9 protein-coding genes are annotated in these 14,063 nt (G+C 44.0%); 6 read left to right on the top strand and 3 right to left on the bottom strand.

Annotated features, from left to right (window positions below; all coding sequences use genetic code 11):
- Window positions 1-74: 74 nt before the first annotated feature.
- Entirely contained in the window at window positions 75-2,918 is a 2,844-nt protein-coding gene (locus JMY02_RS03050; RefSeq protein ID WP_201595052.1) for a heavy metal translocating P-type ATPase, read from the bottom strand.
- A 400-nt stretch (window positions 2,919-3,318) separates the two neighbouring features.
- Here JMY02_RS03050 and mrcB point away from each other — a divergent pair, with 400 nt between their 5' ends.
- From mrcB to purH, 6 genes are all read left to right on the top strand, one after another.
- Complete coding sequence (gene mrcB, locus JMY02_RS03045) at window positions 3,319-5,841, top strand: penicillin-binding protein 1B (protein WP_201595050.1); 2,523 nt, start codon at window positions 3,319-3,321, stop codon at window positions 5,839-5,841.
- Between the two features lie 32 nt (window positions 5,842-5,873).
- A complete protein-coding gene (locus tag JMY02_RS03040) occupies window positions 5,874-6,680 on the top strand; it encodes a tetratricopeptide repeat protein (protein WP_201595049.1) in 807 nt (268 codons plus the stop codon).
- 98 nt (window positions 6,681-6,778) lie between these two features.
- Window positions 6,779-7,705, top strand: a complete 927-nt coding sequence (prmA, locus tag JMY02_RS03035) for a 50S ribosomal protein L11 methyltransferase (protein WP_201595046.1) — start codon at window positions 6,779-6,781, stop codon at window positions 7,703-7,705.
- 181 nt (window positions 7,706-7,886) lie between these two features.
- Window positions 7,887-9,137: a DUF3426 domain-containing protein gene (locus tag JMY02_RS03030; RefSeq protein ID WP_201595044.1), complete on the top strand. Its 1,251-nt coding sequence runs from the start codon at window positions 7,887-7,889 to the stop codon at window positions 9,135-9,137.
- 383 nt (window positions 9,138-9,520) lie between these two features.
- Complete coding sequence (fis, locus tag JMY02_RS03025) at window positions 9,521-9,772, top strand: DNA-binding transcriptional regulator Fis (RefSeq protein WP_227678404.1); 252 nt, start codon at window positions 9,521-9,523, stop codon at window positions 9,770-9,772.
- Between the two features lie 152 nt (window positions 9,773-9,924).
- Window positions 9,925-11,505, top strand: coding sequence for a bifunctional phosphoribosylaminoimidazolecarboxamide formyltransferase/IMP cyclohydrolase (purH, locus tag JMY02_RS03020; protein ID WP_201595040.1), 1,581 nt, complete (start codon window positions 9,925-9,927; stop codon window positions 11,503-11,505).
- A gap of 130 nt (window positions 11,506-11,635) precedes the next feature.
- Here the strand turns inward: purH and JMY02_RS03015 are convergent, their stop codons facing one another.
- Together JMY02_RS03015 and JMY02_RS03010 are read right to left on the bottom strand one after the other, a co-directional pair.
- A complete protein-coding gene (locus JMY02_RS03015; protein ID WP_201595038.1) occupies window positions 11,636-13,510 on the bottom strand; it encodes a SurA N-terminal domain-containing protein in 1,875 nt (624 codons plus the stop codon).
- Window positions 13,511-13,784: 274 nt separating this feature from the next.
- Entirely contained in the window at window positions 13,785-14,057 is a 273-nt protein-coding gene (locus JMY02_RS03010) for an HU family DNA-binding protein (RefSeq protein ID WP_011513979.1), read from the bottom strand.
- Window positions 14,058-14,063 lie beyond the last annotated feature (6 nt).

Genomic DNA, 14,063 nt, shown 5'->3' with positions numbered 1-14,063 from the left:
GAAAAAACCGCCTTAGCTATTTATATATAGTTAGAGGCGGTTTTTTTATGCGTTGAATTTGACGCTAATTCAAACTAAGCCCGTTTTAAACGCAGTGCATTCAATACGACTAGCAATGAGCTGAGTGACATGCCAATAGCAGCCAGCCAAGGTGGTACATAGCCTAGCGCTGCTGGTATTAATACAATGCCATTATAAGCAAGCGCCCAGCGGAAGTTTTGTTTGATGATATTCTCTGCTTTGTTGGCGATACGTTTGGCAGCCGTAATGGCTTCGATTTGCCCGTTTAAAATAATACTATCACTAGATACTTGTGCCAAATCCGCAGCCCCAGCAATCGAGGTCGAAACATCTGCCGCTGCTAATACGGGTGCATCATTGATACCATCTCCGACCATCAACACTATCGACCCTTTGGCTTGCAGCTGCTGAATGTGGTTGACCTTGTCCATGGGTGACAAACCATTATAGGCATATTGCATGCCCAAGCTTTCAGCCATAACCAGTGCCTGTGGACTTGGGTCACCAGTCAACATAATAGACTCAATACCCAACTCTTTAAGCTTATCAAGCATGGTTTTTGCGTTATCACGTACTTTGTCATTAAAATAAAAACACGCCAGCGCTTGCCAAACTTCTGAGTCTTTTGTCTGGCAAGACAAGACCACGGCTGAGCTGGCTCGCTGTGCAACCAAATCAATGGTCAAATCATTATTGGTAATGGCATGGTTGTTTTCATTTTCATTGTTGTTGTTATTGAGTCTATCTAAAGCAAAATCCACATGGCCAATTCGGTATACTATCCCGTCAATCACCGCTTGTACGCCACCTGCTGGATAATGCTGTAAAGCTTGCGTCGCAGGCAGATGCAGTTGATAAGCAGCAGTAAGTAACGCATGAGCGATCGGGTGACGACTCCCCACTTCTAGCGCGGCCGCCATTGCTAATATGTCATCTTTTTGCTCGGCTAACTCTAGATCGTGCGCGTCGGATTGATTTATCGGTTTTATCAGTTCAATATTAAGTAAATTTGGCTTGCCATAAGTCAGCGTGCCTGTTTTATCAAACGCCACATGGGTTATCTCAGCGAGCGTCTGCAATGTATGTCCACGTGTTGTCAAAAAGCCATAGCTGGCCAATCGATTGGTCGCGACCGTCAGTGCAATTGGCGTTGCCAAAGACAGCGCACAAGGGCACGTCGCGACCAATACTGCAACCGTGGCCCAAATCGCTTGGCTCGGATCAACAAGGTACCAACCGATAAAAACCAACACGGACAATACCAAAATCCGCGCCACAAACCAACGTGCCAGCTTATCCGCTTGCTGCGCCAGTTTTGGTTTTTCACTCATGGCGCGGTTCATCAGCCTATCAATCAAGCCTACTTGACTGTCTTCTGGCAGTGCTGTAACCAACATCTTAAACGGTTGGCTGTCATTCTGCGCACCGCCAACGATATAGTCTCCTTGTGTCTTGATAATCAAGTCGCCCTCGCCCGTCAGTAGGCTTTGCGACACAGTGGCGGTTGCACTAAGCAAAATACCATCGCTAATAATCTCAGACCCCGCTTCAACCAAAATGATGTCGCCCACTTGTAAGCTGTGAGCAGTCACCATTTGTTTTTCTTCTGGTAGCTGTTGCGATTTTAGGTTTTTCGTTCTTTGACTGGCGGCCTGTTGCCAATCTTGGGCGACACGCATGGTTAGGGTATGAACGTTGGCATCCATGCCTTTCATAAAATTAGGCGTAGACTTGATCGCCGTAGGTGAGACATTTTGAGCTCCTTGATTAACGATTAAGTCATCCGTTTGAGCACTAGCACTTTTATCTGTATTATCAAGCTCATTTTGCGCCAGTTGCTGTAAGATACGCTCAGCAGCCTCTTTGTCTTCAGCAATTTTTTGTACCAGTACTGGCTCCACCACCACCAAGTCATTGGCCATCGTAGCGGCTTTTAAGCGCGCATTGTGCTCAATATAACGCCCTGCCAATAAGAAGAAAATAAACATGCTGACCGAATCGTAATACGTCTCTCCCTGCCCAGTGATGGTGGCATAGAGACTGGCAAAGAAGGTCACTACTAAGGCGATACTAACGGGCACATCCATATTGACTTGACGTGCACGAATCGCTGACCACGCTGATGTAAAAAAAGGCAGACCGGCATAAAAAAAAACAGGCGTACTGACAAATAGCGATACCCAACGCAGAAAATCGCGCTGAAATATCAGCATGTCACTGTATTCACCAAAATAAATAGCAACGGCATACATCATCGCCTGCATCGAACCCAAGGCTGCGATACCTAACCGCAATAGCATCTGATTGGTGTGACGTGCCAGCATAGCCTCATGGGTATCTTGCCGATAAGGCTTGGCTTCATAACCAATTTCATTAATGACTGCTAAAATACGGCTGATAGGGAGCTTGGTCTCGTCCCAAATCACCCGCATGCGTTGATTGGTTAAATTGACCTGACATTTACTGATGCCCTCTAGTTCATCGAGACGCGACTCAATCAACCATGTACAAGCCGCGCAGCGTAGGTTATTGACAGACAGCTCCGCCACTGACAGACCATCTTGCGCATAGACAAATTGTGATTTTATCTCGTCGTGATCGTATGCTTCGAGGCGAGTCAACTGAGTGGGCAAGCTTGCCGTACGGTTAATCTCCGAGCGGTCAAGATAGTATTGCTCAAGTCCAGCTTCGACGATGCTTTGAGAGGCTAACTGGCAACCCATACAGCACATCTCACGCGACTGACCTAGTATCTCGGCATGAAACGGCGGCTGAGGTACTGGATCACCGCAATGGAAGCAATGACCTGCAAGTGGCAGCACAAGACCTTCGGTGATAGAGCTGTCTTCATAGGGATGGCTGGTTGTAGATACCATTGGTGATGGGACACTAGACATAATCGCGCTTACTTCCTTTAGACAGGTTTGCTTAGACCCTATTCGTTTTGAGTAAACTTGCTATTATCAAGCATGCTCAATATTACTTAAAACAGCTATTTTAGATACATATTGGCATGGCTAGTACAAATTTAAAAATACCTGATAATTCATAAAAATTACATCGTTACATCGATCTTAAACCACTATTCTATATAGTCGATTCACTTTAAAAACGCTTAACACCAGATCATAAATATCCGTACTTCAATAGAGATTATACTATACACAATCACTGTGAGCGGTATAACCGTCCATAGTCTACTACCAATGAATGCCTCTGTTAACGATGATAGATTGAAAAATTTGTCAATTTACGTCATTATGAGGCAGTTTTTTATCCAAAAATGGTGCGACATCCGTGCAAAAATCCAATTCCAAGCTAGCAAACACTAAGTTACCAACCCCCAAGCTACCACACTCATCTAAGTCTACTGTACACGCGCTACCCTCTCAGCAGCGCGGTTTGGTATTTAGTAGCCTTTTATTAATTGTCATTATTGCTGGCATGGTGCTCTTGGCTTTGTATTTAGTCAAGCTTGATCGCACTATCACTCATAAGTTTGAGGGTAAGCGCTGGGATATTCCTGCAAAAGTATACTCACAGCCGCTGGAGTTGTATCAAGGTGCCAATGTCGATAGAGACACAATGAAGACGTGGCTGGAGTTGCTCAATTATCAAAGCGACAACACTTATGATCGCACGGGTACTTATCATAGATCAGGCAATACCTACTTTATCCATACGCGCGGCTTTACTTATAGCGCCAACGATGTGGATAAAGAGCAAGTCATCAAAATGACCATTGCTGGTAATAAGATTGAGTCTGTACAAAGCACCTTACCTGCCAAAAGCGGCATCATTCGCTTAGAACCTGTGAATATTGGTGGTATCTATCCAGACAGTAACGAAGATCGAATGGTTGTCTCTTTAGATCAAGTGCCTCAGCCGTTAATTGATGCACTGATCGCCACCGAAGATCGCGGCTTTTATGAGCACAAAGGGGTATCTATCCGTGGTATCGCTCGCGCCGTAATGAATAATTTCTCTGGCGGCGCAAGACAAGGCGGCTCAACCATTACCCAACAGCTGATCAAAAATTTCTATCTGAATTCAGATCGTACGTTAAAACGCAAAGCCAACGAAGCACTGATGGCTGTACTACTTGAGCTACATTATAGCAAAGATGAAATTCTACAAACTTATCTCAATGAGATTTACTTAGGTCAAAACGGCAATCGTTCTATCAATGGTTTTGGCTTGGCTTCCCAGTTTTATTTTGACAAACCGCTTAATGAGCTGCGTTTAGACCAACAAGCCTTGCTCGTCGGTATGGCAAAAGGCCCTAGCGTTTACAACCCACGTCGCCATCCGAATGATTCAAAAGCGCGCCGTGATGTGGTACTGAACAATATGTTGGCAGTTGGCTCACTCAGCCAAGAAGACTACGATAAAGCGATAGAGCAGCCACTTGATGTTGTTGATAAGCCAGTTGAAGGCAAAAGTCAGTTCCCTGACTTTTTGGATATCGTTAAACGCGAATTGAATACCGTCTACTATTCTGACGACCTCAAAAACGAAGGTCTAATTATCATTAGTACTTTAGACCCTATCGCTCAATTAGCAGCAGACAAAGCAGTAGACAGAAAACTTGGTGAACTGCGTCGTAATAACAGTAAAACTAAGGACTTGCAAGGAGCGTTAGTCAGTGCCAATCCTGAGACTGGTGAATTGGTGTCTGTAGTAGGCAGTGGCAGCGAATTTACAGGCTTCAACCGTGCTGTCGATGCCAAGCGCCAAGTGGGCTCTTTGTTAAAGCCCATTATTTATATGACAGCGCTTGAGAGTGGTCGTTATAATTTGGCAAGTTCGGTAGATGACTCACCAATTACGGTCAATCTGAACGATGGTGACGAGTGGAACCCTAAAAACTATGACAATCGAGATCATGGTTATGTACCATTGACCACGGCTTTGTCGCAATCTTATAACCAAGCTGCGGTACGTTTGGGCATGGAGTTTGGCATCAGTACCTTTGCCAAGCAACTACGGCGTATGGGCGTTAAAGAGGAAATACCGCCTTATCCTTCAGCGTTATTGGGTTCTGTCAATCTTAGCCCGATGGATATGCTTGGCGTGTATCAAGTATTTGCTACTGGTGGCTTTCGTACCCCTATTCATAGTATTCGCACCGTGATTGATGATCGTGGCCGTATCTTGCAGCGTACTGGTCTTAATACTCAACGTAGCATTCCGCCTGAGACCAATTTTTTGACCAACTACGCACTACAGCAAGTGGTTTCAAACGGTACTGCCAAACGTGCTCAATCGCTTGGCAGTAATTTGAACCTCGCGGGCAAAACAGGCACCACAAACGATTACCGTGACGCTTGGTTTGCCGGTTACAGTGGCAACTATGTCAGTGTGGTTTGGGTAGGTCGCGATGACAATAAGCCGATTGGTTTGAGCGGTGGTACTGGCGCATTACCCGTCTGGGTTGATTATATGAAACAATTGAAACTCACTCCTGTGGCATTACCAGAGCCTGAAGGTATTGAATGGCTCTGGCTAGAAAACAACTCAGGCAAGCTGTCTAATGAGCGCTGTGCCAATGCTCGTTACTTACCAGTCATGTCAGCGCATCTACCAGAAGAAGCCAGCAGTTGTGCCATCGGTCTATATCAACAAGATCGTGCGCTCGAACAAATGCAATCACAAAACCAGCAAGGCGCTATCAATCAACAACGCCGCCGTGAAGGGTTAGAGATTCCCAATAGCGAAACTATCGATAGCGACAGCCAAGAAAACAGTGATGAGCAAAACGGTAACGAAGCAGAAAATCGTGCTGATACTTGGTATGACCGTGCCGTTGAATGGTTCTAAAATTGTTTTTGATACTTAAAAAAGGTCTCAATATGCTATTACTGCTACCGCAAACTTTATCCGCTAAACCGGCTATTATCACGCGGCTTAGAAGAACCACGCGCGCCAATACTGTACTCACAGCCAGCGCGCTTGCTGGTATGCTGAGTTTGAGTGCTTGTCAGACTGTGCCCACCATGCCGGCTGCAAAGCAAACAACGCCCATTCAAACGACACCCTCATCGCAAATGCCAGACGCATCCACGCCGACTGTAACGCAAGCACCAATTATCAGAACAGAAGACGATTACTCGATCGAGCCTTATACTCCAGCTGAACCACCCGAATCCACGAATCCATTAACGCAAGAAGCACCTATTTTCACACCCTCTAGCCCAACGTCAGTACCACCTAATGCGGTTATCACCACACCTTCTCGTGATGACTATATAACCCCTGAGCCATCTATACCATCACATAACGAGCTATTGGAACAGGCAAGAAAAAACTCACAGCAACGAACGCAGCAATCAGCCAGTAATAATAGTAACCTGCCAGCGTTTCGCAATTTGATGCAAGTGGGTATCAGTCAGCTAAAATCTGGCAAACTGACCAATGCTGAGAATACCTTTACTCGAGCGCAGCGCCTAGCACCCAAATCCTCTGCGGTGTACTTTTATTTGGCACAAGTGGCACTGAAAAAAAATCAACCACGCAAGGCAGAGGCAATGGCCAGACGTGGTCTTAGTGTCTCTCAAGATGCCAATCGCAGGCGAGCACTGTGGCAAATCATCTTGCAATCAGGGCAAGCACAAGGAAACGCCCGCGTGATCAATGAAGCAAAGCAAGCCTTGCGCTAATATCTTTATATTTTGCATCATTAAGTTCTAAAACATAGTTCATCCAACACACACATACACACATCAATTTATTTTTATTTTAGCTTAAGGTTATCGTTATGGCATGGCAACAACTGCATTTACAATGTGAAAAAGCAAACGTCGATTTGGCTGAAGCGCTGCTATTAGAAGCAGGTGCGTTATCAATCGCTTTAGACGACGCAGGCGATCAGCCTTTATTTGAACCACTACCGGGCGAATCACCGCTATGGGATGATGTTATTCTGACAGGGCTGTTTGATGCGACCACCGATGTTGGTAGTCGTCATGCTGTCGAGCAATTGAGTCATGAAATCGCAGCACAAGTACAAGCCACGCGTATTTGGCTGACCGCTGTTGATGACAAAGATTGGGAGCGCGAATGGATGAGCAACTACCATCCTATCGAATGTGCTAATAACTTATGGATTGTGCCTAATTGGATCACACCGCCCAAGCCTGACGCTACCAATATTATTATGGATCCAGGGCTGGCCTTCGGTACTGGCTATCACGCCACGACTCGTTTATGTCTCGACTGGTTAACCGAGCAAGACTTAACCGATAAGGTAGTCATTGATTACGGTTGCGGTTCAGGTATTTTAGGTATTGCTGCTTTATTATTGGGTGCGCGCCATGTTTATGCCGTCGATATCGACCCACAAGCAGTGCTCGCGACCAATCAAAATGCAGTACGCAATCATGTCGGTGATCGTCTGCAAGCTTTCTTACCAGAAGAGTTCACAGATTACTGCTCACAAAATGATGTCTTGCCTGTAGAAGTGATTGTTGCCAATATTTTGGCCAAGCCACTGATTGGCTTAGCACCTTATTTTGCGACGTTAATTGCACCAAAAGGACGTATTGTTCTAGCAGGATTAATAGAGTCGCAAACCGAGCAAGTGACCGCTGCTTATCAGCCTTATTTTGCACTCGATCCAAAGCATGCCTTTACGGCACAAGAAGATCAACATTGGCAACGTTTATCTGGTACATTTACAGGCTAGCAACATTTAATTACATCTGTTACGATAGAGGGCAGTCAAATGTTATGTGTTTGGCGCCACTCTGTCTTTGCCGATGAATCTCAAATTTGTAGAGTTTTCAAAGTACAGTGTTTACATCATAGGCAGCTATGAGCGGGTGGCTACGCGGTATTGATAACCATACTTTTTTGGATTCGACCCTATGACCACGCCAATAAAAACTCAGTGCCCTCATTGTCAAGCTTGCTTTAAAATACAACAAACTCAGTTGAATAAAGAAAACAGCACTGTCAGCTGTCAGCACTGCCAACAAAGTTTTTTGGTCAATGAACATCTTATTGTCACCCCTGATGTTCCTAATACGTCTACTGCGCAAACAGATACAAAGACGCCTCATATCAATGGTCGATTCGATCCACGTACTCATTCTGCAGCGCCTACCAAGGCTCATAATAAAAATCAGAATGGGTTGAGCGATTCTAAATCATCACTCAATAAACGACATGAAAAACACCCTTCATCTGATACTTTAATTCATGATGATTTGATTTATGATGATATGGATATCGAAGAATCAGATGACAATGTTTTAGAATATGACTCACTAGACAGTATGGATGCGTGGCTGACTCAAGCAAGCTATGCCTCCACAGCAGCTCACAAGCCATCAAACCAAAGCTATAAAGTAGACAATAAAAATAATAGCGACGCTCCCCTAAAAAAAACCTCATCAACTGCTATAACAGAGCCAACTGTACTTAGTTCAACCGCAGCTAATAATATTCATGCAAATATCGACAATACAGCTGACAACTCATGGCTCGAACAACTTCTTAAAGAACAAAACAAAAAAGAAGACACACCAACAGACGACACGGATTTATCGCAACTGTTGCTTGAGATGGGTGTACCACTCAAAGACGACGAAACTCTTGAAGAGCGTATGAGAAAGTCTCAAGCAAAGTTTGTACCAGCATCAGACAAACATTCAATTGCATCCTTACTCTGGACGCTCGGATGCTTGGTATTAGCACTACTGCTCTTTGCTCAGTATGTTATTTTTAATCTAGAAACGTTGGTCAAAAATCCCGCTCATGCTCAGCGTCTCCAAGCAATATGTTCAATCGCGGCCTGTAGTTTGCCGAGTGCCGATTTAACGGCATTTACAATGACCAAATCTAACCACGACTCCAGTCAAATCAAGAATACTGCTGCGTTTAGTGATGTGAGTGCAACGCTAACCAATCAAAGTGAAAAATCGCAGCTGTATCCTAATGTCAAAGTCAGCGTTTACAGCGCAAACAATTTGATTGGAACATTTATTGCCACGCCAACTGACTATCTGTTGAGCAAGCAACACCACTTAGCAGCTAATAGTGAGCAAAAACTGTTATTCACCATCCCTGTCCCCAATACACAAATTCGTGAAGTGACTATCAGCCCATTTTACTAAGCAAGTTTTATAACAAAAGAAGCGGTCTACGAATGATGTGGGAAATAATACCAATACCAAAAATCAGAGTAGCAAGGAAAACGAGGGCAAGTACTACGTGTTGTAGGCTAAACGAGTTTGATATAACCAATCGTATTTTTTGGGTTTGGTATAAGCTTTCATTGATGACACGTCCTAAGATAACGATCAATCTATCCGTGCTAGACAATATTTATTTGATATAATACCCTAACCTTTTATGGTTTGATTCTCTCCAATCTCAAGGACATTATCTTATGGCACCTCATGCACAGCATACTGCCAATCATTTTGCCAAAAGCTCTGAGCATCCTGCCGATTATAATAAACACGATTATCATCCGAATCACAACGTTGGCCCTACCTTGAACCACTATGCAAGCAATACGAATGAGCCTTTGCGCGTACATGTTGAGCGCGTGGTACGGGAGTATTTTTCGATGCTGGGTGATGAGATGCCTACCGATTTGTATGAGCTTATTCTAAAACAGGTCGAAGAACCCCTTTTATCTGTCGTCCTTGAAAAAACGCGGGGCAATCAAACCAAATGCGCACAAATTTTAGGTCTTAATCGTGGCACGCTGCGCAAAAAACTCAAAACCTATGACTTAATGTAGCATCAGCTATATGAGCCAACTTATCTGTTCTAACCATCATTACGCATGGCAGTTTAATGTTCATGATTTTATCCATTGCGATATTGTCTACAATAATTGTCATCATCACCTTGCCAGACGTTTACGTCAGGCTTTTTTTATGGAATTTTTTTATGAGTACAACCCCACTTGCCCTATTGTCGGTCTCCGATAAATCTAATATTGTTGAGTTTGCACAAGGTCTTATTAAAGCAGGCTTTGGCTTATTATCTACCGGTGGTACTTATCGGTTACTCACAGAAAACAACGTTGCTGTGACCGAAGTGTCAGATTACACGGGCTTTCCTGAGATGATGGATGGCCGTGTCAAAACGCTACATCCTAAAATTCATGGTGGAATCTTAGGGCGTCGCGGTACTGATGATGCAGTCATGAGTGACCACGCGATTGATCGTATTGATTTGGTTGTCGTAAATTTATATCCGTTCGCTGAAACCATCGCTCGGGCTAATGTCACCATGAACGATGCTATCGAAAACATCGATATTGGTGGTCCTACCATGGTACGTTCAGCTGCAAAAAACCATGCCCACGTGGGTATCGTGACCGACCCAGCAGATTATGAGCACATACTTGCCGCATTAGGTAATGGCACTGAACTGACAACAGCCTTACGCTACGATTTAGCAGTCAAGGCTTTTGAGCATACTGCCCAATACGACGGTATGATTGCCAATTTCTTAGGCAGCCGTGTCAATGAAAACCAGCAGCCTGAAAATTTTTCACGTACCTTTAATGTGCAGCTTGAGAAAGCTCAAGACCTTCGCTACGGCGAAAACCCACATCAAAACGCGGCTTTCTATATCGAAAACCAACCACTAAAAAGCCAACAAGCTTCTATTGCCACTGCAAAGCAATTGCAAGGTAAAGCGCTGTCTTATAACAATATCGCTGATACGGATGCCGCCCTTGAATGCGTTAAAGCTTTTCATGCCCCTGCTTGCGTCATCGTTAAGCACGCCAATCCATGCGGCGTCGCAGTCGATCATGATCAGGTAGCTGCTTATCGTACTGCGTTTAGTACTGATCCTGAATCTTCTTTTGGCGGTATTATTGCCTTTAACCGTCCATTGACGCTGGCCACTGCCAAAGCCATTATCGACAATCAATTCGTAGAAGTTATCATTGCTCCTAGTATTGAAGACGGTGTGCTTGAAGCGACTGCCACTAAGAAAAATGTCCGTGTGTTGGTTTGCGGCGAACTTCCAGCGCCAGATCAGCGCGACACCCAGCTTGACTATAAGCGTGTCAATGGTGGTCTACTGGTGCAAGAGCAAGATCTTGGCTTAATCACTGCTAATGACCTAAAAATCGTCACTGATGTACAACCAACTGAAGCGCAAATAGCCGATCTACTGTTCAGCTGGAATGTGGCAAAATATGTCAAATCAAATGCCATCGTTTATGCAAAAGATCAGCGTACTATTGGTGTTGGTGCAGGTCAAATGAGCCGCGTCAACTCAGCACGTATTGCGGCTATCAAAGCGGAACATGCAGGATTGGCAACAGAAGGCGCTGTTATGGCTTCTGATGCTTTCTTCCCGTTCCGTGATGGCATTGATAATGCAGCCCAAGTAGGCATTGCTGCTATTATTCAACCGGGTGGCTCTATGCGTGATGACGAAACCATCGCGGCTGCAAATGAGCATGGTATCGCAATGGTATTTACTGGAATGCGTCATTTCCGTCATTAAACTATCTTACATCTCTTTGTGGGCTAGCATTGGTTACATTACAAAGGTATCGCCCATTAAAAAAAGCCACTTTATCAATTGATACAGTGGCTTTTTCACGTTTGGCATTTAAGAATAATATAGCAAAAAGTTAACGTCCCTGTGCATTTGCCATATTGGTTTCATTGATCTCAACTTTATACATCAAACGCAAATAATCTAAATAGTCTTGTAGCTGATCTTGACCTAAATTATCACGAATGATCGTCGCAGTTTGCGCTCTTTGCATATCAGACAGCGGCGACTGCTGCTGAGTTTTGATACGGTCACCAACCAACAAGGTCGCACCTGCCTCTGTCTCACTAGCGATAGCAACGACGCCGTTGTTAGCAGCCTGCTGACTAAAGGCCAAACCACGTTCTTTGTCTGTCAATAATGTCGTTTGACGATTGACTTCACCCAATGCCTGAAAGCTTACTGATTGCTTTTTGATATCAGCGGGCGTTTTAATACCAGCGGCTACTGCTTTGGCCTCTTTTAGCGCCAATGCTGTCGCCTTTTGCTGACGTAATGTTTGGGTGATTCTAGGCGTAGCTGCGGATAAAGTAAGCGTCTTAGTAGGGCGATAGTTACTCGGCTGTACCCATACTGTACCATTACCCACTTCAATACCTGCTGTCACTGCCTGATCTTGAATCGTAAACTCATCAAAGGCCTGCTTGATGACGGCTGGTTGCGACAGTACCGATTGATTGTTTTCTTTACGGTAATCTTTGAGACGTTTTAGTGTTACGTTCTCTTGCTGAGCAATATCTTCGATACTAAAACCATCTGCCGCCAAGTCATTAATCGATGTCACTTTATCTGCATAAATTTCCTGACGCTTATATTCTTTTGCTTTAGCCGTTAATTCATCACGCATGCTTTCTAAGCTTGCTACTTTGCTGCCATTGTCTTCGGTGACAGTAAATATTTGATAACCAAAGCTGGTCTTGACAGGTGCGGTGACCTCACCAACACTTAAACCTTCTAAAGCTTTTTCAACAGTGGCGGCATCATTACCAAACACAGAGGGGTTAAAGGTACCAATATCACCACCAGTCTCTCCTGATGGATCATCTGACTCAGTTCTGGCCAATGCCGCAAAAGCTTCGCCTTTGTTTAGACGGGCTTTGATTTTGTCTGCTCTGGCCTTGGCATCATCACCAGTTAATAATATTTGACTGATTTTACGCTCATCAACGACTGCTAGACTTTGCTTGTAAGCTTCATATTGCTGCTGCAAGTCTGCTGTCGTAATCTCATTCACTTGAATAGTCTGAGGACTAAGCTGAATATAAGCCAAATCGACCATTGCTGCACTTTTTAGCTTATCTTTATTGGCATCATAATACGCTTGTATATCATTTTTGCTCAGCGTCACTTGGTCTTGATACTCTTGCCAATCAAAACGATGTAGCCAAATATTACGCGACTCAAGTTGTAGATCAATCAATTGACTGACAGCTTTCATCGGATAGACGGCTGTACCAACGATACTGGCATTGAGCTGATCAAGGCTTAACTGATTACGAAACTCAGAAAATAGCTGGTCTTTCGTCATACCGCGCTGACGCAAAAAGTTTGCAAATTGATCGTTAGAGAAGTTACCCTCAGCATCTTGAAAGACTTCTTCTTGACGCAATAAACGATTAATGGTGTCATCAGACACAGTCATACCAAGCTTACCTGCTTGCTGCTCTAATAAGGTACGATCTATAAGGCCCTTTAGCACTTGTTCGTGCAGCACATCTTCATTCAATAAACTGGCATCATCAACTTGCTCTAATATTTCAGTACGACGGTTGTTTACGGCAGTCTGATACTCGGACAACCCTACGCTTGCTTCACCCACCTGAGCGATTTGGTTGGGATCAACCCCGCCACCAAAATAGCTTTCGACACCCAATAGAGCGAGCGGCGATAGGCATAAAATCAATAAAATGCGACCTGGCCAGCTTTTTAAGAAATCGCGCAATTTATCCATAGTTATCTCTGCTTTATTAACCTATATTGATGAAAAACCATTGTAATACTATTATTAATATCAATGCTATCTAAGCCAGCAATGGTAAGAGTAAAAAACGTGTACATTTCGTGTAGATCGCGCGCCCTATGATACGTGATTTTTAACCCATACTCAAAATATTCACGTTGTCTGATACAAACTATAGCGATAAAAAAAGCACCTATATATTAGGTGCTTTTTTTATCGCTATACTCTTAACTTATGCGCTAAGAATTCGCTTTAAAAGAATGGCTTAGTTTAAGCGCTCTTTTAAGTTTTTACCAGCTTTGAAGCTTGGTACTTTACTGGCTGGAATGCTAAGCTCTTCACCAGTCTTAGGATTACGGCCAGTACGGGCTTTACGGTCTTTTACGCTAAAAGTACCAAAACCAACTAATGAAATGCTATCGCCAGCTTCTAACGCTTCGCCAACACTTTCCATCACTGCATTTAATGCATCGCCAGCTTGAGTTTTGTTTAGACCACTTTTTTCTGCAATGCTATCAATTAATTCTGACTTATTCATAAAATT

Origin of the sequence: Psychrobacter vallis, assembly GCF_904846715.1 — a bacterium.
Lineage (GTDB): Bacteria > Pseudomonadota > Gammaproteobacteria > Pseudomonadales > Moraxellaceae > Psychrobacter > Psychrobacter vallis.
Note: the sequence above shows the minus strand (reverse complement) of the source record. Positions and strands in the feature narration are given on the sequence as shown.